This is a genomic window from Pedobacter sp. B4-66 (genome assembly GCF_018492665.1).
Taxonomy (GTDB): domain Bacteria; phylum Bacteroidota; class Bacteroidia; order Sphingobacteriales; family Sphingobacteriaceae; genus Pedobacter.
Genome location: NZ_JAFVME010000003.1, coordinates 786606 through 811792 on the forward strand (window position 1 = coordinate 786606; position 25187 = coordinate 811792).

Sequence of the window (25187 nt, forward strand, 5' to 3'; positions counted from 1 at the left end):
TGATCAATCGTCATTCTGAATTTATTTCAGAACCTCACACAAACAAGGTCTAGAAATAGCTGTGGCGGATTCTGAAATAAATTCAGAATGACGAATAAAAAAAAGGAATGCTGGCAAAAGCCAGCATTCCTTTTTAAATGAGCTTAATTTAGCCCTTTTAAACGCGCTCTTTAAGTGCGCTATAATTAAATATGCTTTTGGCATCAGGGGTTTCACCTTTAAGTACTGCCACTACATTTTTTACAGTAAGCATACACATCTGTCTGTATGTTGAAGCCGTAAGGCTACCAGAATGCGGCGTAACCAATGCTCTTGAGTGGTGCAAGATTGGAAAACCTGGAACCGGAGGTTCTTCAGGTAAAACATCCGCTGCAAACCCAGAAATCTTTTGATCATTAAGCGCCTTTAAAAGAGCTTCATGATCAATAAGAGCACCTCTGGCAGTGTTAATCAATAAAGAATTAGGCTTCATTAAAGCAAGCTGTTCCTCTCCTATTATTGTTCCTGTTTCCTTTGTAAATGGTAAATGGAGACTAACTACATCTGACTGTTGTAATACCTCATTCATTGATAAATAGGTATATGGAAGATCCTGAGGAGACCTACTCCAATACAGAACATTCATTCCAAAAGCCTCGCCAAGTTTAGCTACACGTTTACCAATATTTCCCATTCCTAAAATCCCAAGCGTTTTTCCATTCAACTCATCACCAGCATATTGATTACGCCAGTTCCAATTATCCTGTTTAACTTGAGAAACAGATTCATACATATTGCGCATCAGCATTAACATCAATGACAAACTATGTTCTGCAATGGTAGCTGCATTTGAGCCGGGAGCATTTATTACCATAATATTTCTATTGGTAGCTTCCTGAACATCCACATTATCTAAACCAACGCCACACCTTGCAGCTATGAGCAAGGCCGGACAGGCTTCCATTAATGCTTTACTTATTTGTCCTTTCCCACGGGTAATAACTGCATGTATCTCAGGGTTTTTAAGCACCTCAATTAAAGAAGCTTCATCATATCCCGTCAATACATTTACATGCTCCTCAAGAATCGTTAATGCATCATCGGCAATCGTTTCAAGTAATAAAACGTTTTTCTTCATTGGCTATTTATGATATAAAGTGGCATCATCTGATCTATACCCTCTAAAATCATTCCTATTCGAAACGTACAAGCCTTCTTCATAAAACTCATCTTCAAATATCAATGGATCAACGTCACTTCCCGGAGTGGAAGAAATCTCTACAAGATTACCGGCTGGGTCACGCACAAACATTTGCATAGCACCGTCAGGTAACTGTCTTACCTTACCCCAAGGTTTTACATCAATAACATTAAGTTCTTTCATACGGAAGAAAATGCTGTTAAAGTCATCAACCTGGACACAGATGTGTCCACGGAAGGAAGTAGTATCTTCCCATTCAGAAAGATGCAATTGTTGCTCATCATTAAATTTAAAAAACATCACCGGGTAGTCAAACCTAAATGCTGCAAGTGGTTCTAAGCCTAGTTCATTTTGATAGAATTCGCCTGCTTTTTCCAGGTTGTTTACAATTAGTGTAACGTGATTAATTTTTACTGCACGTGCCATATCTAAATATTTTTAATACTATTTAATTACCTATTTTAAATTGTCTGTTTGAATTCCTTTACGAAATCCCAATTAGGAGTTAATCCTAATCCAGGTGCTGTTGGAGCACCAATTACTCCATCCTTAACCTCTATTTGCTCTTTTACTAAGTCATACATCATTGGATTTCCACCTAGAGAGAACTCAATTATTGTTGCAGCTGCAGATGCAAAAGCTACATTTAGGCCAGCCATAAAAGAAAAGGCAGAACCCCAGCAATGAGGAGCCAATTCAAGCTGATGAACACTCGCCAAATGACCTACGCGCATCGTTTCTGAAATACCACCAATGATGGCTGCATCAGGCTGGATTACATCAAGAGCTCTTACCTCAAGTAAGTCGCGGATATCAAAACTAGTGTATTCACTTTCTCCCGCAGCAATTGGAATAGCTGTAGAAGCTCTTACTTCTGCAGTTCCATGTCTGTTATCAGGACTAATGGGTTCTTCAAACCAGTATAAATTACAATCTTCTACCCCTCTGCAAAATTGTTTAGCTTCAGGCACACTAAAAGTTCCGTGTGCATCAGCCATCAATTTAATATTTGGCCCTAGGGCTTCTCTTGCAGCTTTTACACGATTGATACTGTTTTGAACCGTTTGATCCATAATACCAACACGCATTTTTACTGCATTAAATCCTTTGGCTACGTAACCATTTAATTGTGTCCCAATGTTTTCGGCATCTGCCCAGCCACCGCTTGCATAAGCAGGCATCTGATCGCGACAAGAACCACCTAACAGATCCATTACCGGAACACCCAAAGCCTTACCTTTTAAATCCCACAAAGCAGTGTCTATACCACTCATTGCGGATACAGTAAGCCCTCTCCTTCCAAGAATTGGAAATCTTCTGCCTCTGCTAAGTGCATAATGATCACGTGTGCCATTATACATTTCTTCCCAAAGTCGATTTATATTTTTTGCGTCTTTGCCCATTAAAATAGGCTTCAACTCATTTTCTATGCAACTTACAATTGATGCACAGACTCCAGAAGACCCTACGGCAGCTTTAGCCTCTCCAAAGCCCTGAAGGCCGTCTTCTGTTGTAATCACAACAAGAGTCATGTCAAAATTGGTTAGCAGACCATAGTCAGAAAAGTGTTGCTTTTCCTTCGGAATGGGACAGCGCAACCAAAACGCTTCTACATTTGTTATTTTCATTTAGGTTTATTTTGTGGTTTAATTTGTGTTACTAATAAGTTGAGATAAGGTATCAAAAGATTTCCTGGTCAGCATAGTATAAAATTCTTCTGAAACTGAAGTACTGCCATGATCTTCCAAAAATTTCTTTTGCTCTGGAGATAAATCTATTGGGTTTTCATCAATAGAATTTGGATAAGGATTAGCAGGTGTGCGGTCTAATGGAGAGCAGAACTCAACAGAAAGCACTTCATTATATCCTATTTCTTGAAGTGTATCTATTATTTTTCGCCAGTTCAGATTACCCATTCCCGGTGCCATTCTGTTGTTATCAGCAACATGAAATCCTATCAGTTTTCCTTTTGTTTTCCTGATGGTTTCGAACATATCGATTTCCTCAATGTTCATATGGAAAGTATCCAGACAAACACCACAGTTAGGTCCAACAGCCTGAGCCAAAGCCAAAGCTTGTTCTCCTCTATTTATAAAATAGGTTTCGAACCTGTTAATAGGCTCTATTCCAATTAATATTCCTGATTGTTCTGTGTATTCGTAAATCTCTTTTAAAGAATCAACGGCCCATTGCCATTCTTCTTCTGGCCTTCCATCAGGCACTATTTTTCCGACAGTACCAGGCACCACGGAAACCATATGGCCATCAAGTTCTTTTACCATGCGGACTACATCTTTTACGTACTGTACAGATTTTGCCCTTTGGGCTTCATCTTTAGCAAGTAAATTACGGTCTTCAAGCATCAAAGTAACAGATCCCCAGCAGGATAAGCCATGTTCTTTTAACAATTTTCGCACCAGATTGGTGTCGTAATGTTCAGGACTCCCTGCAATTTCAAGTTTAGTGTAGCCAAGACTGGATGCTCTGCGAATGGTGGTCTCTATCGTTTCGGATCGCATCCAATTATGTATTGAAAGTTCCATAAAGAATTAAATAAGGTAATATTTGGTTTAAAAAGTGTGTTTCAGAATTGTACTTTTAGTCTCTGTAAGGCACGTTCATTTCTATTTTACCTGCCCATTTTTTTGGAACAGGTTTATTTAAAGTCCAATGAACAGCGTTGATGACAAGCCTTTGAAGGCCCTCTTCGTTAAAATCCTTCGGATGACCAAGTGTAGTCATAAATGACCTTCCGCCAGCAGCTGTTTTCCATGTCCATGCAACAGGATTATCAATTGCCGCCTTATCAGGATTAACAGATTTGCCCATTAACAACCATGTAGATCCCTTTACCGGATAGTGAGGCAATACGTGGTACAACCATGAGTCTGCGTGGAAATTATTAGGTACACCAGTTAAAATTGGGTGTTTAGCATTAGCAGGGATAACAGAAACATCAGTGGTAGAATTATGACCATAATGAGTGTGCCCCCCTTTTCCCCATCCTGGAGGCGCTCCAAATGCTAATTCACCAAAAGCATTCCACTTTTCTAGTGGATGTCCTGCCGGATAATTAAAGGCATGTGTAGTTGTTCTGAAGCCCATTACCGGCTTGCCAGACTTTAAATAATCATCAATGTATTTTACCTGATCTTCAGGTAAACGTCTCCAGCGCAAATAGAATACAGCTAAATCTGCTTCTTTTAAAGCTTCCAATCCTGGAATGTTTTCTTCAGATGTATAATCAGGTGAAGATTTTAGAACGATTGTACGCATTCCGTAGTTTTTTTCTAATTCGGCGGCAATAAGCGGCATGGTAGCTTCACTACTGTATTCATGGTCGCCTGTAACAAATACTACAAGTGTTTTTTTTGACTTCTGCTTCTTACTTTGTGCAGTAGAATAGAAAGAATTGAATAGCAATATGCTTGTTGCAATTAAACATATTAAGCCCTTTAGATTTTTCATTGTGGTTTTATTTTTTTGGTTAGATGGACTAATTAGATAAGCGTCAGCCCGGAAAGCAATTAATTTAACGGTTAATCAAAAATATGATTATTAAAACAAAAACCAAGTTAAAAAACACTATTCGTCTGTCACAAGTTCGTGTCGAAATGCATCAAAAACCCCCAAACATGCATTCTATGCTTACATCTTACTATCCAGTCATTAAACACTGTTCACTTTATGCATAATAATTTTTAATTTGCACGTTTTAAGATAATTATGCTCCAATTACTTCAATCTATTAATTTATTCGTTAGCAAATTAGTGCAGCGCGAAACTGATTCTATAAATCAGGCTCGTGTTAAAATGCTAACTTATATCTTGATTTTATATTTACCGTATACAACAATATTAATCATTGCCTATTATATCGGTGGAGAGACGCAGCATTTAATCAGGGTAAGTTCTGTTTTCATTACTTGCGCATTTCTTATTGCTATTATTTATTATAACCAAGCATGGAAATTTGCTTCACACATTGTTATCTGTGCCCTCACTTTGGCCGTATTCAGTAATATATCATTTTACGCCCGCAGTGTAAATGTAGAGACATTACAATTCATTTGGTTTGCAAGCGCACTCAGTTTCTATATGCATGGTTTAAAATGGGGCTGGTTTTACTCAACAATCAATATAGTTCCTGTACTTATATATATAGCTGTTAACAACAAAACTCATTTCTATTTCGGATCGGGTCCATATGAGGTTTCAAATGCTACTCATCTTTTTGTTACAGCTTATAATTTTTTGTGGATCATTTACCTGCACTATTATTTTTTCAAGGCATTTAATCATATTTTCATTAAGCTAAGCGTTGCAAAAAATGAGCTTAAGGGGCTTAATGAAAAACTTACCACCACATTATCCGACCTTAAAAATACTTCTGATGCCAGGATGAATTTTCTCTCAACAATGTCTCATGAATTACGTACTCCTCTAAATGGGGTAATTGGGATATCAAATGCACTATTACTCCAAAATCCACGAGAAGACCAGGAAGAGAACTTAGCTGTTCTTAAATTTTCTGCCGAAAACTTATTGTTGCTTATCAATGATGTTCTCGATTTTAATAAGTTCGATTCGGATAAAGCCGAACTGGAAAACATCCCTTTCAACTTAACTGAACTTATAAAAAATAACTATTCAAGTCTTAAATTGAAGGCTCGCGAAAAAATGCTTGATTTAAATCTTTCTATTACAGAAGATCTAGCTGGTAAAATTGTAACTAGTGATCCAACAAGATTAACTCAAGTATTATTGAATCTATTAAATAATGCAATAAAATTTACTGAGAACGGCTTTATAAGCTTAAATATAGAGACGGTAAACTTAACTGAAAGTCAAATAATCATCCGTTTTATCGTTGAAGATAGTGGTATTGGCATTGATCCTCAAAAGCAACAATACATTTTTGAGCCTTTTATGCAAGCCTCTACCAGTATAAACAGAAATTATGGTGGCACTGGTCTTGGTCTTCCTATTGTTAAAAAGGTTTTAACCATGTTTAATAGTAAAATTAACATGATTAGTACTCCTCAGGTTGGCACTAAATTCTTTTTTGATATTGATTTTCAATACCAAATCACCAACACACAAACCTCAATTAAATCAATAACCCCAAGTTTTGAGTTAGCCGAGCTCAGAGTCCTCGTTGCGGAAGATAATCCAGTAAATGTTCTTGTTATTAAAAAAACTTTAGAACGTTGGAATATCCAACCAATGATTGCAGAAAATGGAGCCGTTGCACTTCAAAAAATGGAATTAGAAGATTTCGACATTATCCTAATGGATCTTTACATGCCAGTAATGGATGGATATCAAACAGCATTGGCAATACGCAAAATGGATAATAGAATTAAAGCCAAAGTACCGATAATAGCACTTACTGCAACAGTGAGCGACAATGTAATGGAAAAAGTTACAGAAGCCGGAATGAATGATTACTTACCAAAACCGTTTAATCCGGAACATCTTTACAGTAAGCTAAAAAAACTAACTATTGAAGTCGAAAAGTTATCGAAGATATTGTAAAAATTCATCCTTAGTTGCCTTTTCTAAAAATGCACCTGAATACTCAGCCGTTACAGTACTACTGTTTATGTCTTTTATTCCTCTTGATGAAACACATAAATGAACCGCATCAATCACCACCGCTACATCGTCTGTTTCCAAAACATTCTTTAACTCATTAGCAATTTGAATTGTTAAACGTTCTTGCACCTGTGGTCTTTGCGCATAATATTGAACTATTCGGTTTAGCTTTGACAAACCAATAACCTTTCCTGAAGAAACATAGGCAATATGTGCTTTACCAATAATAGGTACAAAGTGATGCTCACAATTAGAATAAAGCGTTATATTTTTTTCGACCAGCATCTGATTATATTGATATTTATTATCAAACAAAGTAATCTGTGGTTTATTTGCCGGATTAAGGCCACTAAACACCTCCTTCACGAACATTTTTGCAACGCGACCAGGTGTTCCACTAAGACTATCATCTGTAAGATCAAGCCCAAGTGTTTGCATTATTTCTCTAAAATGCCCAGCAATAATCTTAATTTTTTCCTGATCTCCTAATTCAAAAGCATCGGCTCTTAAGGGAGTATCATAAGAGGTACCAATATGTTGCTCGCCTAGTAAATCTTCAAGCTCGGTTAAAGAAAGGTTATTGTCCGTTGTGTTCAACGCGGTTCCATTCTGTTTCATAAGGTATTATGACTAATTGATAATAAGAATTGGCAAATATAAAAAAGAGGTTATCTAAAATTACTGACATTGCCTCTTTTTTATTTCCACCCTAAAGAAATAAGTTGGTACTATTGTACTCTAATCTTGCCTTTCATTACTACATGAATACTACAATAGTAATTTGCTGTACTGGTTATTTCTTTTTTCCATGAGCTTCCTGGTGGTATTAATGAGGAAGTCCAGCGCTTTTCACCCTCTTCAGTTACATCATGAGCCATCATATCACGGTTTATCCATACTACGGTATCGCCTTGCTTAACGGTTATATCATCAGGCATAAACTTCATGTCTTTAATCTCAACAGTGTAAACTTTTGGTTTCTCTGATGTTAAGGAACAGCTTGCCGATAGAAAAGCTATAAGTACAAAACAGATACCGTACTTGTTCATCTTAATTTATTTAAAATTCATTTGTACCATTTCTGCATGGCTCAAGTGCGTTTTTAATGCAGGAACAACCTTTTCTAACAAGGCTTTTAATTCTGCATTTTTAGCTGTAGGAATCAATAGGCCTTCTACCGTAGAAATTACTGCTTTATGATAAGCTACCTCATTGTCGATATAGGCCCTATCAAATGCTTTTCCTGATTTAGAAAGTAATGATTTTTTTGTTTTTTCTGCATCAGCCATTAGCTTTTTGCTTACAGCATTGTCTTTAGGAGTTACTTTTAACTTGGTAACCAATGCTACTGCTTGCGCGATGACGGCTTTGTGATCATTAGTCATGGTTTCAGCAAACTTAAGAATATCTGGATTCTTAGATTTAATTTTGGCCACAGCTGCATAATTGATATCAATTTGGTTGGCTGTAACCGCAACAGACGCCACTTCGGCATCATTTAATTTAGGGCTCTGAGCAAGTGATGTTGCTGTAAACACCACTGATAATGCCAGTGTGATCATACTGGATGATGCTAACATTTTAATCATTTTCATGTTTCTAAGATTTATTATTTTCACTTAATAACTATTAGAGACAGCCTGATTAAAAAGGGTTACATTATTTTATTCTTTCAGTCTCCCTGACTATTCGATCGTTTTGATTATTTAACATAACTTAGCAAATCATACAAAACTCTTCAACAAAACAATAGATGCAAGAGCTTATTTCGCCATCAGGAGAACAGCTATTAAGTGTAAAAGAAGCCACACAAAAGGAACTCAGCATACCTGCTCAGTCGATCATGTACACGGTATTGTTCATTAAAGAAGGAAAAGGATTATACCATGCTGACTTTGGTGTTTTTCCTTTTACTGCTCCTGCTTTGTTATTTTCTACACCTCTCCAAGTTATCTATCTTGAAAAAGCTGAGTCTGTAAAATGCACTCAACTACAGTTTCATGGCGATTTTTATTGCATTGAATTACACCGCACAGAAGTGCGCTGCAATGGACTGTTATTCAATAACATTTACATAGACCCAATTGTAGCTTTAACAGAAAAGGAGGCAAAAATATTTGAATCGGTGATAAGTGATTTGAAAGAAGAATTGAACCACAAAACCCTTTCTGATATCGTTCCACGCGCTTACCTCCAACTCTTTTTAGCCAAATCGAGCAGCATCAAAATGAATGCGATTTCAAATAAGCATAACGAAAGAGATGAACTTATGGAACGATTTAGTCAACTACTAGAAGAACATTACCTCAGTTTACGTAAACCTGCAGATTACGCAGAATTACTTTCCATGTCGAGGGATAACTTTACCAGACGTTGCACCCGATACTTCAGAAAATCTCCTTCTCAGTTAATTCAGGAAAGGTTGATACTTGAGGCAAAGAAACAGCTCCATTTAACCCGTCAAAGCATTAAAGAAATTGCCTATAACTTGCGGTTTCAAGATGAATTCTATTTTAGCCGGGTATTTAAAAAATTCACTAAAGTATCTCCGCAAGGCTTTAGAGACAAAACAGGTATCTCAATTGTAGCGGATATGTCCAAGGATTAGCCTCTTTTGTCCATGTTCCCCTAACCAACATAGCTATAGATTTGCTTAAAAATCAATAGCATGAAAAATTCTATCATAAATACCATAGCCAATCTAGATCAATTAGGAAAAAATGCAATCCGTTTTGGAATTGTTGTTGTTTTCCTTTGGATTGGAGGCTTAAAATTTTTCGCTTACGAGGCCGATGGCGTTGTTCCATTTGTAGCCAATAGCCCATTTATGTCTTTCTTCTATAATCATCCTGATGATTACAAAACCCACATGAATAAAGAAGGCGAATTGATTCCAGCTAATCATCAATGGCATATTGACAACAACACTTACGGATTTTCTGCTGGTTTAGGAATATTTCTGATTACACTTGGCTTGTTAGTTGCATTACATAAAGTAGTTCCTTTAGCAAGCATGGTTGGTAGTGGTTTGATATTCCTGATGTCATTAGGCACCCTGTCATTCTTAATTACTACACCCGAAAGCTGGGTACCACACTTAACAGATGAACAATGGGGATTCCCTTACCTCTCTGGCCGTGGACGACTGGTTATTAAAGACATTGTGATACTTGGTGGAGCGATCATTACAATGAGTGAGTCTGCAAAGCTCTATCTTCAAAGAAAGAACAATAACTAATTTGGCCTCATAAACCTAAACGATAACGCTGTTCCTGTGCCCAATAAGGCACCGGCAGCTACATCTGTAGGATAATGAACGCCTAAATATAATCGCGAGAAACTAACCGAGCTAGCCCACAAATATGCCGGAGCTACTACATACCATTTCGGATAAGCTTGCGACAAAGCCGTAGCTGTTGTAAACGATGTAGAAGTATGTCCTGAAGGAAACGAATAATGTGATGGCTGATAAACTGCATTAATCTTAACATTTGCAAGAAATGGTCGCGGGCGTTTAACAGCTTTTTTGACCAGCATTGTAACAAGGGCATTTACCGCTGAACTACTAAATATGTAGAAAGCATTTTGCCTCATTTCCTTGTCTTTACCAATTACACCGGCTGCAAATAAACCCACCGGAACACCAACATTAACTACGTCATTGTTATTAGACAGAAACATGAAAAAGCCAGTTTTCTCTGGCGTCCGTGTTTCAGAAAGCCCTATAAGTATCTGATCATCTAATCTTTGTAATCCATTCTGAGCAAAGCCACGAAGTGGTAACAAAGACATTAAACCAATTTGAATTACCAGTAAGTATTTAAAGTATTGTTTTTTCAATGGTTGTTCCTCCTTATATTACTTAATAAACTTGCACAAATTATAATTCAAAATAACAGTTAGTTTCTGAATATACTATCATAAGCATATCACTTAATTTAAAATTATTGCTTCCTGATCTTGGTCGCTCACCATTTCTTTTAAAAAGATTTCCTGAATTTGTTTCACCTCTTCCAGATACATCGTTTTCTTTCTGGTGCCAAAATAAAGCGTATTTTCTATTACATTGTATCCCTCCCAAATGTGCTTTACATTACCAGAATCAAGTTCTTTTTTTGATAAAAAATCAGGAATAACAGCTACCCCATTTCCACCACTTAAACAGCGGATAATTGAACTCATGTTAGGTACAATATAATTGGGTTTAAAGTCGGGTCTTTTACCAAAGTTGATATGCCAAAACCTACGCAAATGCTCCATATCGCCAGTTGTACCATACCAGGTTTGGCGTTTTAACCAATCCTGTATGCCATTTAGGTCTTTGCTTTTCAGTAAAGGATCAAGCTCTTCAGTTGATGTTCTTGAGCCACCAATCACTACTATTCTTTCTTTAAAAAACGGGGTATAAGCCAAGCCTTTATAATCGCCTTTATGGGGGGTAATAATCAAATCCAAAATACCATTATCCAAATCACTTAGCATTTGAGGATAGTCGCCAAATTTAATGATCACATTAAACTCTAAACTTGGTAAATACGATTCCAATGTAAACTGAAAAGTTTCGAAACACATACCTATACTTATTGTCGGCTTTTCCTTTTCAGCACTTTTATGAAAATGTCGCTCTGCTTCTTCTAACTTACAAAGTGATTCCTGTATATAGTTGTAAAGTATCTTTCCGCGCTCTGTTGACACCATTTTACGTGAGGTACGATCAAATAATTTGTAACCAACGTACGACTCCAAAGAACTTAAATGTAAACTCACTCCCGGTTGCGAAACATACAACGACTCGGCCGCACCTGTTAGCGTTCCGGTTTCATAAATAGCCTTAAAGGTTCTGAACCACTCTAAATTAACCATAACAATCTATCATAATTATAATACAAATGTATGATTTATATTATTTTAATAGTAATAGATCTTGCCGTAATTTTGTCATCACAATTAAGAAGTAAAATCAATTCTATTAAAATGGAAACAACAAAAATATTTGTAATTAACGGCGGACAGGTCTTTGGACACTCTGGAGGTCGTTTTAATAAAACAGTTTTTGATACCACCCGTCAGTTTTTTAATGACAAAGAAGGATTTGAAATCAGATCTACAGATGTAAATGAAGATTACGATCCAAAACAAGAAGTTGAGAACTACGTGTGGGCTGATATCGTTATTTACCATACCCCTATCTGGTGGTTTCAGGTACCTCACGGATTAAAAAAATATATTGATGTAGTGTTCACGGAAGGTCATCAAAGTGGAATTTATCATAGCGACGGGCGTTCATCACAAAACCCAGCCATCAATTACGGCACTGGCGGTATGCTACATGGCAAAAAATACATGGTTACATCATCGTGGAACGCACCAAAAGAAGCATTTACATTACCTGGTGAGTTCTTTAATGAAACCAGTGTTGATGATGGCGCATTATTCGGTTTTCACCGCATGAATGCCTTTACCGGAATGAAACCACTGCCAGGTTTACACTTTCACGATGTAGAAAAGAATGCTAATATTGCAGCTGATCTTGAAAGATACACTAAACACTTAAACAACATTTTTATAAACAAAGAACATGAGCATTTACTTAACAGCAATCTCCAGAGCGAAAGCACAACACGTTGATCAGTTTAAAGCCCTTTTATTGAATTTGGTTGTAGAGTCCAGAAAAGAAGTGGCCTGCATTCAATACGATCTTCATCAATCAGCAGAAGATCCTGCTTTGTTCATCTTTCATGAAGAATGGGCAAGCAAAGAAAGCTTGGAGCTACATAACCAAACGCCTCATATATTAAATTTTATTAAGGAGTCTGCCGATATTATTGATGGTAATGTTACTATACATACCACAGAAAAAGTTGCCTGACATTAAATAGCTATCTCAGATAGCGCAACAAAAGAATAAAAAACAATGGAATACAGAAAATTAGGAAAAACAGATTTAAACTTATCAGCTATTACTTACGGTGCTTTTGCAATCGGTGGAAATATGTGGGGAGGAAATGAGAAACAGGATTCAATCGATGCCGTTCATGCATCTTTAGATCATGGAGTTACCAGCTTAGATACTGCTCCCTTTTACGGTTTTGGTTTAAGTGAAGAACTTATTGGCCAAGCAATTAAAGGTAAAGACAGAAGTAAAATCCAGCTATTAAGTAAATTTGGTTTAGTTTGGGACGGTAGCAATAACGGAAAAGGCGAGTTCTTTTTTGACGCTAATGACAACGGAAAAACCGTTCCTATTTATAAATACGCTGCAAAAGCAAACATTATAAAAGAGGTTGAAGAAAGCTTAAAACGATTGGGAACAGATTACTTAGACCTGTTGCAATTACACTGGCCAGACGCTACTACGCCAATAAGCGAAACTATGGAAGCGCTCGAAAACTTGATCCAACAAGGAAAAATCAGAGCTGCCGGAGTAAGTAATTATAGTCTTGATCAGCTAAAAGAAGCAGAAAAAACGACATCTATAGCTTCAAATCAGCTTCCTTACAGCATGCTTAACAAAGCAATTGAAAATGACATAGTCTCTTATGCTATAGCAAACAACATCGGTATTATTGCCTATAGCCCTTTAGAAAGAGGTTTGCTTACCGGTAAATACTTTAAAGAAGCTACCCTAAAATCTGATGATCATAGAAACGGTTACTTTGGTCAGTTTGACCCTGAAAAAGTAAAATCATTTCTGAATGCTATAGAGCCTTTGGCAATAAGCAAAGGCGCTTCATTATCTCAATTGGTGTTAAAATGGACAACATTGCAACCAGGTATCACTATAATACTTGCAGGTGCAAGAAACGCAACACAAGCTATTGATAATGCCAAAGCGATCAACATTTCTCTTAATGAGGATGAACTTGCTTTAATTAATACTGAGCTAAAGAAAATTAATTAATTCACTTTAATAACCATCAAAAAGAGCACTGAAACTAATCCAGTGCTCTTTTTTCTTTTTTCACCCTGTGCAAAATTACTGCTGCATCAATGGAGTGGGATTTATGGATATCATTATCTTCTTCAGCTATATCTGAAAGTTTTTGATAATACTTATGAAGAACATCCAGTTCTGATTCTGTTAAGTCCTCAATATCAACCATCCTGTTACTGGCATGTCGGCTTGCAGCTATCAATTCGTTTAGCTTAAGCTGAATGGCTTTAGAATCTTTATTCTGAGATTTCTGAATCAGGAAAACCATCAGGAATGTAATTATTGTTGTACCCGTATTGATAACCAGTTGCCAGGTATCAGAATAATTAAAAATGGGACCCGATAATACCCACACAATCACTATTAAAAATGCCACACAAAAGGCTATGGGGCTGCCAGTCCAGTTTGTAATTTTTGTAGATGCTCTTTCAAAGAAGTTTCCTGATGTATTTTTCATAATGAATGATGATTTTTGATGTTTAAAACCTTGATTAAATCTAATGAAATAAAGCCGTTTTCATCAATCTCTTTTGGTGAATGCAAGTATTTTTAAATAAATTTAAATCCAGATGTTACATATTGACTATATCAGCATCTAAAGTCAGTATCTTCATCCTTAGGAAGAACAATATCCGAAATGAAAAAAATCATACTAGACGTTTCCGGAAATAAAGCACATAAGCTTGAGGTTGATTCAGCAATCTCCTTTAAACCTTTCATCAGATACCTGAAAGAAAGGGTGAAAAGTGAGAAAACAGTAAAAAACTTACTGTATAAAACCGCGCTTAAAGAATTCAAAAAGTTTGATATTGAAGAAGCCGATATACCGCTTGACAGCATTCATAAATACGAAAGCTTACTCGAAAGCATGTATGCCTGCCTTACCCCTGCGCTTACAACTGAAGATAAATTAGCCTGGGGACTTTGCTTTCCATTACAACCCATCACTTTTTATGGTACAAAACTGATGTACCAGCTATTAGAAAACAAGAAAAATGATAATGATGACTATGTGGTCTCAAAAACACCTGCAGAATACCATAAAGAACGCTTACAGCTTGTTTATTCATTTATTTTAAAGGAACTGTACAACTTCCATGTACCTGTAAAAACACATCAATACCATGCGGGTATTAAAACTGATACTGGCCTTTCAGGCTATTTCCATGTAGCTATTAATACCGATTTTATAGAGGTTACTCCCAAAGGTGAATTACCTCCTCTCAATTTTAGAGAGCTTCAGCAATATATTGGAGAAAGTTCCAGCTATGAGATCCTCGAAAAAGTATTGCCGCTTGATCTTTTTCGATTCAGAGGTATCTCTGTAATAACAGTTTCTGACGTAACTGCTATACAGGCTGTAGAAAACATAAAAAACATACGACTTACGCGCACTCCCGGTGATCAGGACGAGACTTATCAAAGTGTAATCCAATCTTTAAAAACTATAGTACAAAACAACAAAATTGAGTTCGACCTATTTCCGTTTGTCAGGGTAAACAACAAACCTGTCTATGGTAATGTAAAGGGCGGTACTGGAATCTTATTTTCGGTATGGGGCGAAGACAATTTAGACCCAGAAACATTCCAACAATATGCTGAGGGCTATACTGCCAATCCAAACTCATTCTTTTCTCCTGATATTTTAGAAGAGGATCCGGTGGTATTTCACTGGCTTCATAATTTTGTAAAACTGGGGGTTAAATCTCTGGCCCTCACTCCTGTTTTTTACGACCATGTAATTGTGGGCGTTTTGGCTGTACATACCTGGGAAGGAGAAACATTTGATGAGAAAACCCTTGCCTTATTGGAGCCTGCTATTGCCCCAATAGCACAATTACTGCAGATCTACATTGATGAGTTTAACCTGGAGCTGGAGAATATTATAAAAGAGAAATTCACATCCATACAGCCTTCGGTTCAATGGAAATTTAACGAGGTGGCATGGCACCATTTACATGATAAAAAGAAGCATTTACCTGTTAGAAACGAAGATATTAGCTTTAAAGATGTGTATCCTTTTTATGGGGCTATCGACATCAGAAACTCTACAATTGAACGAAATACAGCTAGCAAAGCGGACTTGAGTCACCATTTAAGTTTACTTTCTGAGACATTGGATATTCTTAAAAACCAACACTATTCGTCTTTAATGGAGGAGATGCTTTTCAATTCTCGAAAATGGCAACAAGTATTGTTACTAGAGACGTTGAATACTCAGGAAGAGAACAATATTAACAGTTTTTTAAGGGAAGAATCAAGCGATTATTTGTTCCATTTATCTCAGCAGGACCCTAAAATTAAAAAGCTAATTGACGAGTATTTGTTAATCACCAAAGCTGTTGATGGCGATGTTCATAAAAACAGATATGCACTAGAAGTTTCTATGCAGATGATAAATACTGCTATTAATAACTATTTCGAAGCGGAAAAAGAGAAATTACAGGAATCTTATCCTTGTTATTTTGAAAAATTTAGAACCGATGGTGTTGAGTACGATATTTATATTGGACAATCTATATCACCCGATAAAATTTTTAATCATTTTCACCTCAAAAACCTAAGGCTTTGGCAGCTTTCATCAATGGCTAATGTAGTACGAATGACCCATGCTTTACTACCTGCTATGCCCACAAAGCTATATACTACCCAGCTATTGTTTATCCATAACCATACAATTGACATTAGTTTTAGAGCCGATGAACGCAAATTTGATGTAGAAGGTGCCTACAACATCAGGTATCAGATGATTAAAAAGCGGATAGATAAAGTTCATATCAGAGGCACCAATGAGAGATTAACACAGCCTGATAAAATCGCCTTAATCTATTTTAACAAGCGAGATATTGAGGACTACCTGCCTTTTGTTACTTACTTACAAGAAACCGGAGTTTTACATCAAGATACTGAAGAACTTGATTTAGAAGATCTACAAGGGTTAAGTGGATTAAAAGCATTGAGGGTTGGCGTTATACATGCCGATAACACAAATAACATTTAGCCATAGATATGTAAAATACTTACAAAAGTATTTACTTATGAATATTAGTATATACTTTTGACTAAATCAACTATTTAGTCAAAACTTATGAAAACTCTTCTACCCCTTTTTGGTCTGTTGTTGCTGCTAAGTGCTTGTGATGACACCAAGATCCAGCTTAGGGCTCCACAGTCTCAGGTTACTGAAACAAAAGCAGATAGTGTTGCTGTTATCGTTAAAGACAGCATCAAAACAGATTCAACTAAGGTTCTTATCAAGAAATAGTATTGAGGGAGATTTTACCCCATCAATTCTTTCATGAGCTTATCAAAGTCAGCCTTCATTAAAGCAAGCTCCTCCTCAACTTTTGCCAGTCGCTGTTCTAAATCACTTGCAGGCCTGCTATAACCATCATCTGATGCATCTTCCTGTGTTAAATCAGGCATACCACTTAGTAAATGAACATAACGCACTTCCTTTTGTCCTGCGCGTTTAGGTAATTGCGAAACATAAGGCATTTCTGGATCTGATAGACGTTCAAGTACAGATTGCACCTCTTCTAACGATTCAAACTCATACAATCTGCCCGAATTGGTATTTAATTCCCCAGGTGTTTGTGCTCCTCTTAGCATTAGTAAACATATGATAGCAACCTCTTGAGGAGTTACCGGAAAAACGATAGCAAAATTATGTTTATACTTAATACTTCTACTAGAACCACCTGTTGCGGTCGAGATTAAACTCTTCCTTTTTAAAGTATCCAGCGCTAAAATTACTGTTTGGTCATCGTATTGCACTACCGGTTTACGCGAAGTTTTCTGATTACAGGCAGCTGTAATCGCATTGATAGTCATCGGATAATACTCAGGAGTAGTTTTTGATTTCTCCATTAACACTCCTAAAACACGAAGTTCTTCGGCATTTAAAACAGGCAAGATTTGAGCTGAATCCATTAAGCTGTATTTAAGAATTAGATAATATAAGGTTGATCGAATTTAATTCATCCTCACTAAAATTGGTGTTTTCAAGGCATTTTAAGGAATCAGCAAGCTGCTCCGGTTTGCTTGCACCAACCAATACAGAAGTAATTCTTTCATCGCGTAAAATCCACGATAGCGCCATGTGAGCCAATTTCTGTCCTCTTCCTGCAGCTATTTCATTCAGTTTATTAAGCTGAGCTAGTTTTGCATCGGTAATTTGATCACGTTGTAAAAATCCATGAGACTTTGCTGCTCTTGAATCTTCCGGAATACCTTTCAGATATTTATCTGTAAGCATTCCCTGTGCTAATGGAGAAAATGGAATACAACCAACACCTTCATTACCTAAAAGATCTAATAATCCACCCTCTATCCAACGCTCATACATTGAGTATTTTGGCTGATGAATAAGGCATGGGGTACCCAGTTCTTTTAAAATTTGAATGGCGCGTGCAGCCTCTTCTGCCTGGTAATTAGATATACCTACATATAAAGCCTTACCCTGACGAACGATCAGATCTAATGCAGCCATGGTTTCTTCAAGTGGAGTTTCCGGATCAGGACGGTGGTGATAAAAAATATCAACATAATCCAGTTCCATTCTTTTTAAACTCTGGTCCAGACTTGATACCAGGTACTTTTTAGAACCCCAATCGCCATAAGGTCCATCCCACATCGTGTAACCAGCCTTACTTGAAATGATCATCTCATCTCTGTAACCTGCAAAATCTCGTTTTAGCAACATACCAAAGTTTTCTTCGGCAGAACCTGGAGGCGGGCCGTAGTTGTTGGCAAGATCAAAGTGGGTAATCCCACTATCAAAAGCAAGTTTTAATATGTTACTGCAATTTTCTAATTGATCAACATGGCCAAAATTATGCCATAGGCCTAATGAAATTGCTGGAAGTTTTAACCCGCTTTTACCGCAACGGCGGTATTGCATTTGAGTATAACGGCTTGGATTGGGTGTGTACGGCATATAATAGATAAAATATTCAGTAGCGGTTTTTGCCGCTACTGATATTCAAATAAATTACTAATTATTTAGCGTTTTTTTTCTCGGTAACTTCAGCACGAATTTCTTGAGCAAGAACTTTTAAATCTTGCATAGCTTTACGTACTCTTGTTCCAGCTGCGTTGTTGCCAGAATTGTAAAATTTCTCAGCATCAGCCTCAACAGAAGCTAACAATTCTTTAACTTTTGAAAATTTTTCCATGTTTTGATTTTTTAATTTATAAGCCAAATATATATTATTTTAGAAATAAACGCGCATAACTTCACTTCTATTGCACTTTTTGTACCCGAACTCTTTTTTTCGAAAACCTTTTCTTGGTTCCGGGGTTATTTTTTTAGCGAGCTATACAAATGATTATGCTATGGGTAAAATTATACATGTTATTGAGGATGACTCAGATATCCGATTTATTATTGAATACGTACTATTAGAAGCCGACTATGAGGTGATAACTTCTGCAACTGGGAAAGAGTTTTATGAAAAAATAGGCATTCAGCACCCAGAATTGACACTTTTAGATGTAATGTTCCCCAATGGCAACGGTATAGATACTTGCAGAGCCTTAAAAAAAGATCAAAAAACCAGTCACATTCCCATTGTTATCATGTCGGCTCATACCACCGAATGAGCCATTCTGGCAGAAGCCAGCACTGACGGTTTTATAAGCAAACCCTTTGATCTGGATGACATGCTTAATTCTGTAGAAAAAACATTAAAAGACAGCCATCATTACGGCTACAAAAAACGACGAGAAAAAATTCCAGTAATTAAAGAAAAAATTCCTATATTTGTTTTGTATTAGAGAAAAGCATCATGGCAAATACACCAAAACCATATAAAACAAAATCAAAAGTATCAGTAGTTTCAGAGAGTGCTGTTATTGCTTCCTATCAATCATTGTATGGCAATCCAATAAGTGTCCTTACCAACTCTAAAAATGGGTTATCAGCAAAAGCAGCCATTGATTTTTTAAACCTTTCAGGTTTCACCAAAGAAGAATTTCAGGATACTTTTAAAACAAACGTAAAAACGATACAAAACTACGTTTCAAACTCATCAAAGCTAGATGCCGCCTTAAGTGAAAAGCTGTTAAAGTCTTTTTCTCTTTTTGATAAAGGCATTGAAATCTTTGGTTCTGCAAAGCTTTTTCATCAGTGGTTAAACACCCCTTCTTACGGGCTTGGTAACCAAACCCCTTTTGATCTTATGGATACTATTACCGGTATTACCCTAATTGAAGAAGAGCTAATCAGAATTGAACACGGTGATTTAGCTTAACTATGCAGGTATTTCGTATTGCTTTAGCTAAATACACCACCAAACTATTTGCTTCGGGCAGGGCTGCACGTTGGAACCCTAATGACGTAGAAGTGATTTATAGTGCAGGCTCCCGTTCGTTAGCTTGCCTTGAAAACGTGGTACATAGAAATCAAATAGGACTAAACCAATCGTTTCAGGTAATGACCATCGAAATTCCTGACGACATTAGAATCATCCCTGTAGACATTAAAAAACTTCCCTCCGACTGGATTGAATACCACAACATCCCCTTAACTCAAAAAATTGGTGAAGACTGGATCAGCGATGGCAAATCTGCGATTTTAAAAGTTCCTTCTTCTATCATTATCGCTGAATACAATTACCTAATTAACCCTCTTCATCCGGATTTTAAATCAATCCGATTAATAAAGTCCGAGCCCTTTGTGTTCGACAGAAGAATTAAAAACTCTTAATTCACTTTACATAAACAGTAAATTATGTAACCGTTAACACGGTACTTATAGTGTCTTACCAAGGTTTTGGCCCTACCAAGCCCCTAGCAAATCCCCCATAGCAAAACTCTGCCTAAAAGTAAAAATCGGATCATTTTTCAATGTAAAAGCTGATTTTCTTTTGAAATAAGGAAAAAGGTGTCGACATTAGCATTTAATGAAATACCAAAAGAACATACAAAAAGCTATAATTGAAGCCTATAACAGGCATCAGCTACATGCGTATGCGCTTTTTAAAAGGTTTTTTAGAGAAAACTATCCATTCGGTTTTAGTTTTCAAACCACTAGTAAGGACTTTATTAACTAAGCCCCGTATCATTTCGATTTTCTTTTTTCGATGCGGGGGTTAAAAGCACCTGAAAAAATCTGCTTTTTCTTTTTTTTCAATTTTTAATGCGTTTTCAGCAGCAGTTGCATCGCCTATTTAACTTTTTGAAAAAATCTAACAAATATTATTTTACAAAACATTTAAGATCATGGAAACTAAATCATTGTCATTATCAAAAAGCGACTTTAAATTATTAAAGGAACATTTAGAGAAATCAAATATGAGCGCTTACAACAAAGAAAAACTACGTATCGAATTAAAGGAAGCCACGATATACACAGAAGAAGAACTTCCTGAGGATGTGGTGTGCTTAAAATCGGAAGCTCGTATAGCCAACACAAAAACCGGAAAAGAGTTTACATTTAAATTGGTAATGCCCGAAGAAGCCAATATTAAAGTTCAAAAGGTATCAGTTTTTGCACCTATCGGAATTGCATTATTTGGCTACAGAACCAACGACATTATTACCTGGGAGATGCCAGATGGTCTACAGGAATTTAAAATACTATCGGTAAGCAGGATGTAATTAACTCCTGCCCGCCATTGTTATCATTCTATGAGATAGATCTTTTCCTAGATACCTATCAATAATGCCATGTACAAGATATAATATTGGAGTCATCAGGATGGCTACCACAAACTTATAAGTATAATTTACCAGACCAATAGCAGCAACCATTTGCCAGCTCCAGTGGTATTGAGGATTAAGATAAAAAGCAATAAAGATAACCACAAAGCTATCAATACATTGCGAAATTAATGTTGAACCGGTGGCACGTAACCACAAGGCCTTGTCGCCGGTAACTTTCTTTATTTTATGAAAAATGAATACATCAGCAATCTGACCTACCAGGAAAGCAACAATGGAACCTACTATGATCCACATACCTTGCCCAAATATACCGGCAAAGGCATTGTTCATATTTAAAGGTTCTCCATTAATGTTTTGTGTAACCCAGAAATCGGAAGGCTGTAAATGCATTGCTCCGCCTACAACAATGAATGCATATGCTATTAAAATAGCTGTTAAAATAGATAAATAACGAACTTGCTTTACCCCAAAATACTCGTTAATAATATCTGTCATTATAAATATAATGGGCCAGGTTAAAACCCCTGCAGACATATTATAAGAAAGGTTAGGTACCCCTAATAAATTAATATTAAACTTTTCGATACCGAGAGTACCCTCAACCGTAAAGATCTTTACACCTATAAATTCTGAGAGTATAGCATTTGCAACAAAGAAGCTGCCTAAAATGAGCAGTAATCTGCTCTCTTTCGTTTTAAAAGTCATAGCAGGTTGAAATTATTAAATAATTCCGATATAACGGGATAAATATTATTTCTATTTTCGCTTAAACATGATATCAATAAATTCAAAATTACCGACAGTTGGCACCACTATTTTTTCTGTGATGTCTAAACTAGCTGAAGAACATAATGCTATAAATCTATCTCAAGGATTTCCTGACTATGATTGTGATCCTAAATTGATAGATTTTGTTGCTGATGCCATGAAAAAAGGCTTTAATCAGTACGCCCCTATGCCCGGTTTACAATCGCTAAGAGAGCTTATTGCTGAAAAAGCAAATACACTATACAATGCGGTTTATAATCCTGAAACCGAGGTTACGGTTACTGCTGGTGGCACGCAAGCTATTTTCACTGCACTATCTTCCTGCATAATTCCAGGTGACGAGGTTATTGTTTTTGAGCCGGCTTACGACTCTTACGCTCCTGCTATTAAATTACTGGGCGGATTGGTAAAACCTTATGAGATGGCACCGCCGGATTATGAAATAGACTGGGAAATGGTAAAGAAATTGTTTACCGTGAATACCAAAATGATCATTTTAAACAGCCCGCATAACCCTACAGGCAGTATTTTAAGTGAAAAGGACATTAAAGCGCTCATTAAACTTACCAAAAATACTGACATCCTTATTTTAAGTGATGAGGTTTACGAGCATATCATATTTGATGGTAAAAAGCATCATAGCATGGCTTCATACCCGGAACTTAGAGACCGAAGTTTTATTGTGGCGTCATTTGGCAAACTACTACATACAACGGGCTGGAAATTAGGCTACTGCTTAGCTCCTGCAAACTTAATGAAAGAGTTTCGTAAAGTACACCAATTCAATGTTTTCAGCGTAAATACACCAATGCAGGTGGGTATTGCTAATTACCTTAAATCTCCTGAAAATTATATCGGATTATCTGATTTTTTCCAGGAAAAGAGGGATTTCTTCCGCTCTTTACTTAGCGAAACTAAATTTAAATTATTACCTTGTCATGGCTCTTACTTTCAATGTGTTAGCTATGCTCACTTGAATGATGAGAAAGATACGGATATGGCTCAAAAGCTTGTTAGCGAAAACGGAGTAGCAAGCATACCTGTTTCGGCCTTCTACATTAGAAATACAGATCATAAGGTTTTACGCTTTTGTTTCGCTAAAAAGCACGAAACACTGGAAAAAGCCGTTGAAGGACTAATGAAGTTATAATTTACATCCCTTTAAATTACAATAATGGATCAACCAAATTACCTGAATATTAGCAATCTCAAAGTTACGATTTATCAGGCCTACCTATTTTGGGAAAATATAGATAAAAACTTACAAAACCTTGCCCTAAGGTTATCAATGGGGATAAAAGAAAAAACTGACCTGATTGTGCTTCCAGAGATGTTCAATACAGGCTTTAGCATGAATGCCGAATCGCTTGCAGAAGAGATGAACGGAAAAACCATGCAATGGATGGCTCAAACATCCGAAAAATATGAATGTGTAGTTACGGGAAGTTTAATCATAAAAGAAAACAATAAATATTACAACCGATTAATCTGGATGTTGCCAGACGGTACTTTTAGTCATTACGATAAGCGCCATCTTTTTGGTTTAGGCGATGAAGATAAAAACTATGCTCCCGGTGAGGACAAAGTAATTGTAGACCTAAAAGGTTGGAAAATACGCTTGGCCATTTGCTATGATCTGCGTTTCCCGGTTTGGTTGCGTAATCAAAATGCAGAATATGATATTTTACTATTAATAGCAAGCTGGCCGGATAAAAGGTCGAGTCATTGGAATGCACTTATTCCTGCTCGCGCTATTGAAAATCAAAGTTATGTGATTGCAGCAAACAGGGTTGGTCATGATGGTAAAGAAGTTTACCATAGTGGTCACTCTCAATGCATTGATCCAATGGGAAAAACTGTTTACTACAAACCCGAAGATGAAGATTTATACACCTTCAGCATAGGTTACGAGGAATTGGTTAAGACTCGCCGTAGTTTTCCTTTCCTAAGAGATGCTGATAATTTTAAAATTATTTAGTTACTTTAACACTACAATGTTTAATCGTAGAAAATTCATAAAAACAACAGCAATATCAGCTTCGCTACTTGCTATTGATAAAAAAAGTATTGCCGGAATTATTCCGACCACATCGACTTCTGTTGATGTTAAACCTATTGTAATCTCTACCTGGGATTTTGGAATTGCAGCTAATCAGGCTGCTTGGAAAGTACTTTCTACAGGCGGAAGAGCTTTAGATGCAGTTGAGCAAGGTGTACATGTACCAGAGGCTGATCCAAAAAATCAGTCGGTTGGTTATGGTGGCTTGCCAGACAGAGATGGCCATGTTACGCTTGATGCCTGTATTATGGACGAACAAGGTAATTGTGGTTCTGTAGCTGGCCTTGAATACATTATGCACCCAATTTCTGTTGCCAGATTGGTAATGGAAAAAACGCCACATGTAATGCTTGTTGGTGATGGTGCCCTTCAATTTGCTTTGGAAAACGGTTTTAAAAAAGAAAACTTACTAACCAAGGAAAGTGAAAAAGCTTGGAAAGAATGGCTTAAAACTGCAAAATATGCTCCGGTAATGAACATAGAGAACAAACTTTACCAAAAGGCTGCTCCTACTAAATTACCTGGAAATCAATACAATCACGACACCATAGGTATGCTGGCCATTGATGCCAAAGGCAATATTTCTGGTGCTTGTACTACAAGCGGAATGGCTTACAAACTACATGGCCGTGTTGGAGACAGTCCGATAATTGGTGCTGGCTTGTATGTTGACAATGAGGTTGGTGGTGCTACTTCTACCGGAGTTGGCGAAGAGGTGATTCGTAACGTTGGAAGTTTCTTGGTTGTAGAACTGATGCGCCAAGGATATTCACCGGAAGACGCTTGTAAAGAAGCGGTTATGAGAATCATCAAAAAGAAACCTGAAACTGCAAAAGTAATACAGGTAGGCTTTCTTGCCATCAATAAAAAAGGAGAATATGGTGCTTACGCTATTCAGAAAGGCTTTAGTTATGCCGTTTGTACTGAGCAGAAAGATGATCTGTTAATTCCCGGAAAAAGTTATTATTAAGATTTAGTAT

General features: G+C 36.8%; 30 protein-coding genes. 15 read left to right on the forward strand and 15 right to left on the reverse strand.

Annotation, left to right across the window (positions count from 1 at the left end):
- Positions 1 to 157: 157 nt before the first annotated feature.
- From J1905_RS07935 to J1905_RS07955, 5 genes are read right to left on the reverse strand one after another with little or no spacing between them, the layout of a single operon-like run.
- Positions 158 to 1117, reverse strand: a complete 960-nt coding sequence (locus tag J1905_RS07935; protein ID WP_214226738.1) for a 2-hydroxyacid dehydrogenase — start codon at positions 1115 to 1117, stop codon at positions 158 to 160.
- A gap of 3 nt (positions 1118 to 1120) precedes the next feature.
- The gene (locus J1905_RS07940; RefSeq protein ID WP_108204094.1) at positions 1121 to 1606 is read right to left on the reverse strand and encodes a VOC family protein; all 486 of its coding nucleotides are present in this window, start codon (positions 1604 to 1606) and stop codon (positions 1121 to 1123) included.
- Positions 1607 to 1641: 35 nt separating this feature from the next.
- Positions 1642 to 2808, reverse strand: a complete 1167-nt coding sequence (locus J1905_RS07945) for a mandelate racemase/muconate lactonizing enzyme family protein (RefSeq protein WP_214226739.1) — start codon at positions 2806 to 2808, stop codon at positions 1642 to 1644.
- 18 nt (positions 2809 to 2826) lie between these two features.
- The gene (locus J1905_RS07950) at positions 2827 to 3723 is read right to left on the reverse strand and encodes a sugar phosphate isomerase/epimerase family protein (protein ID WP_214226740.1); all 897 of its coding nucleotides are present in this window, start codon (positions 3721 to 3723) and stop codon (positions 2827 to 2829) included.
- Positions 3724 to 3778: 55 nt separating this feature from the next.
- Positions 3779 to 4648, reverse strand: a complete 870-nt coding sequence (locus J1905_RS07955) for a ThuA domain-containing protein (protein WP_214226741.1) — start codon at positions 4646 to 4648, stop codon at positions 3779 to 3781.
- A 258-nt stretch (positions 4649 to 4906) separates the two neighbouring features.
- On the opposite strand from J1905_RS07955, the gene J1905_RS07960 reads away from it, so the two are divergent.
- A complete protein-coding gene (locus J1905_RS07960) occupies positions 4907 to 6718 on the forward strand; it encodes an ATP-binding protein (RefSeq protein ID WP_214226742.1) in 1812 nt (603 codons plus the stop codon).
- On the opposite strand, the gene folE is transcribed toward J1905_RS07960, so the two are convergent.
- The 3 genes from folE to J1905_RS07975 all read right to left on the reverse strand — a co-directional run bounded on the left by folE (position 6701) and on the right by J1905_RS07975 (position 8373).
- The gene (folE, locus tag J1905_RS07965) at positions 6701 to 7396 is read right to left on the reverse strand and encodes a GTP cyclohydrolase I FolE (protein WP_214226743.1); all 696 of its coding nucleotides are present in this window, start codon (positions 7394 to 7396) and stop codon (positions 6701 to 6703) included. The genes J1905_RS07960 and folE overlap by 18 nt on opposite strands.
- A gap of 110 nt (positions 7397 to 7506) precedes the next feature.
- Entirely contained in the window at positions 7507 to 7827 is a 321-nt protein-coding gene (locus J1905_RS07970; RefSeq protein ID WP_214226744.1) for a plastocyanin/azurin family copper-binding protein, read from the reverse strand.
- Between the two features lie 6 nt (positions 7828 to 7833).
- Positions 7834 to 8373 (reverse strand): DUF4142 domain-containing protein, encoded by a 540-nt coding sequence (locus tag J1905_RS07975; protein WP_214226745.1) that lies wholly within the window; start codon positions 8371 to 8373, stop codon positions 7834 to 7836.
- 158 nt (positions 8374 to 8531) lie between these two features.
- On the opposite strand from J1905_RS07975, the gene J1905_RS07980 reads away from it, so the two are divergent.
- Complete coding sequence (locus J1905_RS07980) at positions 8532 to 9386, forward strand: helix-turn-helix domain-containing protein (RefSeq protein WP_214226746.1); 855 nt, start codon at positions 8532 to 8534, stop codon at positions 9384 to 9386.
- A gap of 60 nt (positions 9387 to 9446) precedes the next feature.
- Positions 9447 to 10016, forward strand: a complete 570-nt coding sequence (locus J1905_RS07985) for a DUF417 family protein (protein ID WP_214226747.1) — start codon at positions 9447 to 9449, stop codon at positions 10014 to 10016.
- Here the strand turns inward: J1905_RS07985 and J1905_RS07990 are convergent.
- Both J1905_RS07990 and J1905_RS07995 read right to left on the reverse strand, forming a co-directional pair.
- Positions 10013 to 10570 carry a phosphatase PAP2 family protein gene (locus tag J1905_RS07990; protein WP_214226748.1) on the reverse strand — a complete coding sequence of 186 codons (558 nt, stop codon included), beginning with the start codon at positions 10568 to 10570 and terminating at the stop codon, positions 10013 to 10015. The genes J1905_RS07985 and J1905_RS07990 overlap by 4 nt on opposite strands.
- 141 nt (positions 10571 to 10711) lie before the next feature.
- Entirely contained in the window at positions 10712 to 11641 is a 930-nt protein-coding gene (locus tag J1905_RS07995; protein WP_214226749.1) for a LysR family transcriptional regulator, read from the reverse strand.
- 111 nt (positions 11642 to 11752) lie between these two features.
- On the opposite strand from J1905_RS07995, the gene J1905_RS08000 reads away from it, so the two are divergent.
- From J1905_RS08000 to J1905_RS08010, 3 genes are read left to right on the forward strand one after another with little or no spacing between them, the layout of a single operon-like run.
- Complete coding sequence (locus J1905_RS08000; protein WP_214226750.1) at positions 11753 to 12406, forward strand: NAD(P)H-dependent oxidoreductase; 654 nt, start codon at positions 11753 to 11755, stop codon at positions 12404 to 12406.
- A complete protein-coding gene (locus tag J1905_RS08005) occupies positions 12357 to 12647 on the forward strand; it encodes a putative quinol monooxygenase (RefSeq protein WP_214226751.1) in 291 nt (96 codons plus the stop codon). The genes J1905_RS08000 and J1905_RS08005 overlap by 50 nt, the downstream gene beginning before the upstream one ends.
- A gap of 45 nt (positions 12648 to 12692) precedes the next feature.
- Complete coding sequence (locus tag J1905_RS08010; protein WP_214226752.1) at positions 12693 to 13679, forward strand: aldo/keto reductase; 987 nt, start codon at positions 12693 to 12695, stop codon at positions 13677 to 13679.
- A 34-nt stretch (positions 13680 to 13713) separates the two neighbouring features.
- Here J1905_RS08010 and J1905_RS08015 read toward each other — a convergent pair whose 3' ends face one another.
- Complete coding sequence (locus J1905_RS08015; RefSeq protein WP_214226753.1) at positions 13714 to 14169, reverse strand: low affinity iron permease family protein; 456 nt, start codon at positions 14167 to 14169, stop codon at positions 13714 to 13716.
- A gap of 180 nt (positions 14170 to 14349) precedes the next feature.
- On the opposite strand from J1905_RS08015, the gene J1905_RS08020 reads away from it, so the two are divergent.
- Positions 14350 to 16713 carry a GAF domain-containing protein gene (locus J1905_RS08020; protein WP_214226754.1) on the forward strand — a complete coding sequence of 788 codons (2364 nt, stop codon included), beginning with the start codon at positions 14350 to 14352 and terminating at the stop codon, positions 16711 to 16713.
- A gap of 87 nt (positions 16714 to 16800) precedes the next feature.
- Positions 16801 to 16977: a hypothetical protein gene (locus J1905_RS08025; protein ID WP_214226755.1), complete on the forward strand. Its 177-nt coding sequence runs from the start codon at positions 16801 to 16803 to the stop codon at positions 16975 to 16977.
- Positions 16978 to 16991: 14 nt separating this feature from the next.
- Here J1905_RS08025 and J1905_RS08030 read toward each other — a convergent pair whose 3' ends face one another.
- From J1905_RS08030 to J1905_RS08040, 3 genes are all read right to left on the reverse strand, one after another.
- A complete protein-coding gene (locus tag J1905_RS08030) occupies positions 16992 to 17645 on the reverse strand; it encodes a YceH family protein (protein WP_214226756.1) in 654 nt (217 codons plus the stop codon).
- Between the two features lie 10 nt (positions 17646 to 17655).
- Positions 17656 to 18651, reverse strand: coding sequence for an L-glyceraldehyde 3-phosphate reductase (gene mgrA, locus J1905_RS08035; protein ID WP_214226757.1), 996 nt, complete (start codon positions 18649 to 18651; stop codon positions 17656 to 17658).
- Positions 18652 to 18712: 61 nt separating this feature from the next.
- Entirely contained in the window at positions 18713 to 18889 is a 177-nt protein-coding gene (locus J1905_RS08040; RefSeq protein ID WP_048905246.1) for a BF3379 family histone-like protein, read from the reverse strand.
- A gap of 160 nt (positions 18890 to 19049) precedes the next feature.
- On the opposite strand from J1905_RS08040, the gene J1905_RS08045 reads away from it, so the two are divergent.
- From J1905_RS08045 to J1905_RS08060, 4 genes are all read left to right on the forward strand, one after another.
- Complete coding sequence (locus tag J1905_RS08045; protein WP_214226758.1) at positions 19050 to 19316, forward strand: response regulator; 267 nt, start codon at positions 19050 to 19052, stop codon at positions 19314 to 19316.
- A gap of 185 nt (positions 19317 to 19501) precedes the next feature.
- Positions 19502 to 19966, forward strand: coding sequence for an Xre family toxin-antitoxin system antitoxin (locus J1905_RS08050; RefSeq protein ID WP_173089427.1), 465 nt, complete (start codon positions 19502 to 19504; stop codon positions 19964 to 19966).
- A gap of 2 nt (positions 19967 to 19968) precedes the next feature.
- On the forward strand, positions 19969 to 20421 hold the full coding sequence (locus J1905_RS08055) for an RES family NAD+ phosphorylase (RefSeq protein WP_214226759.1): 453 nt from the start codon (positions 19969 to 19971) through the stop codon (positions 20419 to 20421).
- Positions 20422 to 20936: 515 nt separating this feature from the next.
- Positions 20937 to 21314 (forward strand): GreA/GreB family elongation factor, encoded by a 378-nt coding sequence (locus tag J1905_RS08060; RefSeq protein ID WP_173089425.1) that lies wholly within the window; start codon positions 20937 to 20939, stop codon positions 21312 to 21314.
- On the opposite strand, the gene J1905_RS08065 is transcribed toward J1905_RS08060, so the two are convergent.
- Positions 21315 to 22085: a queuosine precursor transporter gene (locus J1905_RS08065; protein WP_214226760.1), complete on the reverse strand. Its 771-nt coding sequence runs from the start codon at positions 22083 to 22085 to the stop codon at positions 21315 to 21317.
- A 67-nt stretch (positions 22086 to 22152) separates the two neighbouring features.
- On the opposite strand from J1905_RS08065, the gene J1905_RS08070 reads away from it, so the two are divergent.
- Genes J1905_RS08070 through J1905_RS08080 form a run of 3 tightly spaced genes read left to right on the forward strand, consistent with a single transcriptional unit; the run spans position 22153 to position 25177 of the window.
- Positions 22153 to 23298: a methionine aminotransferase gene (locus J1905_RS08070; RefSeq protein WP_214226761.1), complete on the forward strand. Its 1146-nt coding sequence runs from the start codon at positions 22153 to 22155 to the stop codon at positions 23296 to 23298.
- Positions 23299 to 23322: 24 nt separating this feature from the next.
- Positions 23323 to 24126, forward strand: a complete 804-nt coding sequence (locus J1905_RS08075; protein WP_214226762.1) for a nitrilase family protein — start codon at positions 23323 to 23325, stop codon at positions 24124 to 24126.
- A 16-nt stretch (positions 24127 to 24142) separates the two neighbouring features.
- Positions 24143 to 25177, forward strand: a complete 1035-nt coding sequence (locus J1905_RS08080; RefSeq protein WP_214226763.1) for a glycosylasparaginase — start codon at positions 24143 to 24145, stop codon at positions 25175 to 25177.
- The last annotated feature ends 10 nt before the right edge of the window (positions 25178 to 25187 follow it).

Excerpts from the sequence above, each read along its gene's own strand:
- J1905_RS07935 (WP_214226738.1), bottom strand. The coding sequence starts at position 1,117 with ATGAAGAAAAACGTTTTATTACTTGAAACGATTGCCGATGATGCATTA.
- J1905_RS07940 (WP_108204094.1), bottom strand. The coding sequence starts at position 1,606 with ATGGCACGTGCAGTAAAAATTAATCACGTTACACTAATTGTAAACAAC.
- J1905_RS07945 (WP_214226739.1), bottom strand. The coding sequence starts at position 2,808 with ATGAAAATAACAAATGTAGAAGCGTTTTGGTTGCGCTGTCCCATTCCG.
- J1905_RS07950 (WP_214226740.1), bottom strand. The coding sequence starts at position 3,723 with ATGGAACTTTCAATACATAATTGGATGCGATCCGAAACGATAGAGACC.
- J1905_RS07955 (WP_214226741.1), bottom strand. The coding sequence starts at position 4,648 with ATGAAAAATCTAAAGGGCTTAATATGTTTAATTGCAACAAGCATATTG.
- J1905_RS07960 (WP_214226742.1), top strand. The coding sequence starts at position 4,907 with ATGCTCCAATTACTTCAATCTATTAATTTATTCGTTAGCAAATTAGTG.
- folE (WP_214226743.1), bottom strand. The coding sequence starts at position 7,396 with ATGAAACAGAATGGAACCGCGTTGAACACAACGGACAATAACCTTTCT.
- J1905_RS07970 (WP_214226744.1), bottom strand. The coding sequence starts at position 7,827 with ATGAACAAGTACGGTATCTGTTTTGTACTTATAGCTTTTCTATCGGCA.
- J1905_RS07975 (WP_214226745.1), bottom strand. The coding sequence starts at position 8,373 with ATGAAAATGATTAAAATGTTAGCATCATCCAGTATGATCACACTGGCA.
- J1905_RS07980 (WP_214226746.1), top strand. The coding sequence starts at position 8,532 with ATGCAAGAGCTTATTTCGCCATCAGGAGAACAGCTATTAAGTGTAAAA.
- J1905_RS07985 (WP_214226747.1), top strand. The coding sequence starts at position 9,447 with ATGAAAAATTCTATCATAAATACCATAGCCAATCTAGATCAATTAGGA.
- J1905_RS07990 (WP_214226748.1), bottom strand. The coding sequence starts at position 10,570 with ATGTCTTTGTTACCACTTCGTGGCTTTGCTCAGAATGGATTACAAAGA.
- J1905_RS07995 (WP_214226749.1), bottom strand. The coding sequence starts at position 11,641 with ATGGTTAATTTAGAGTGGTTCAGAACCTTTAAGGCTATTTATGAAACC.
- J1905_RS08000 (WP_214226750.1), top strand. The coding sequence starts at position 11,753 with ATGGAAACAACAAAAATATTTGTAATTAACGGCGGACAGGTCTTTGGA.
- J1905_RS08005 (WP_214226751.1), top strand. The coding sequence starts at position 12,357 with ATGAGCATTTACTTAACAGCAATCTCCAGAGCGAAAGCACAACACGTT.
- J1905_RS08010 (WP_214226752.1), top strand. The coding sequence starts at position 12,693 with ATGGAATACAGAAAATTAGGAAAAACAGATTTAAACTTATCAGCTATT.
- J1905_RS08015 (WP_214226753.1), bottom strand. The coding sequence starts at position 14,169 with ATGAAAAATACATCAGGAAACTTCTTTGAAAGAGCATCTACAAAAATT.
- J1905_RS08020 (WP_214226754.1), top strand. The coding sequence starts at position 14,350 with ATGAAAAAAATCATACTAGACGTTTCCGGAAATAAAGCACATAAGCTT.
- J1905_RS08025 (WP_214226755.1), top strand. The coding sequence starts at position 16,801 with ATGAAAACTCTTCTACCCCTTTTTGGTCTGTTGTTGCTGCTAAGTGCT.
- J1905_RS08030 (WP_214226756.1), bottom strand. The coding sequence starts at position 17,645 with ATGGATTCAGCTCAAATCTTGCCTGTTTTAAATGCCGAAGAACTTCGT.
- mgrA (WP_214226757.1), bottom strand. The coding sequence starts at position 18,651 with ATGCCGTACACACCCAATCCAAGCCGTTATACTCAAATGCAATACCGC.
- J1905_RS08040 (WP_048905246.1), bottom strand. The coding sequence starts at position 18,889 with ATGGAAAAATTTTCAAAAGTTAAAGAATTGTTAGCTTCTGTTGAGGCT.
- J1905_RS08045 (WP_214226758.1), top strand. The coding sequence starts at position 19,050 with ATGGGTAAAATTATACATGTTATTGAGGATGACTCAGATATCCGATTT.
- J1905_RS08050 (WP_173089427.1), top strand. The coding sequence starts at position 19,502 with ATGGCAAATACACCAAAACCATATAAAACAAAATCAAAAGTATCAGTA.
- J1905_RS08055 (WP_214226759.1), top strand. The coding sequence starts at position 19,969 with ATGCAGGTATTTCGTATTGCTTTAGCTAAATACACCACCAAACTATTT.
- J1905_RS08060 (WP_173089425.1), top strand. The coding sequence starts at position 20,937 with ATGGAAACTAAATCATTGTCATTATCAAAAAGCGACTTTAAATTATTA.
- J1905_RS08065 (WP_214226760.1), bottom strand. The coding sequence starts at position 22,085 with ATGACTTTTAAAACGAAAGAGAGCAGATTACTGCTCATTTTAGGCAGC.
- J1905_RS08070 (WP_214226761.1), top strand. The coding sequence starts at position 22,153 with ATGATATCAATAAATTCAAAATTACCGACAGTTGGCACCACTATTTTT.
- J1905_RS08075 (WP_214226762.1), top strand. The coding sequence starts at position 23,323 with ATGGATCAACCAAATTACCTGAATATTAGCAATCTCAAAGTTACGATT.
- J1905_RS08080 (WP_214226763.1), top strand. The coding sequence starts at position 24,143 with ATGTTTAATCGTAGAAAATTCATAAAAACAACAGCAATATCAGCTTCG.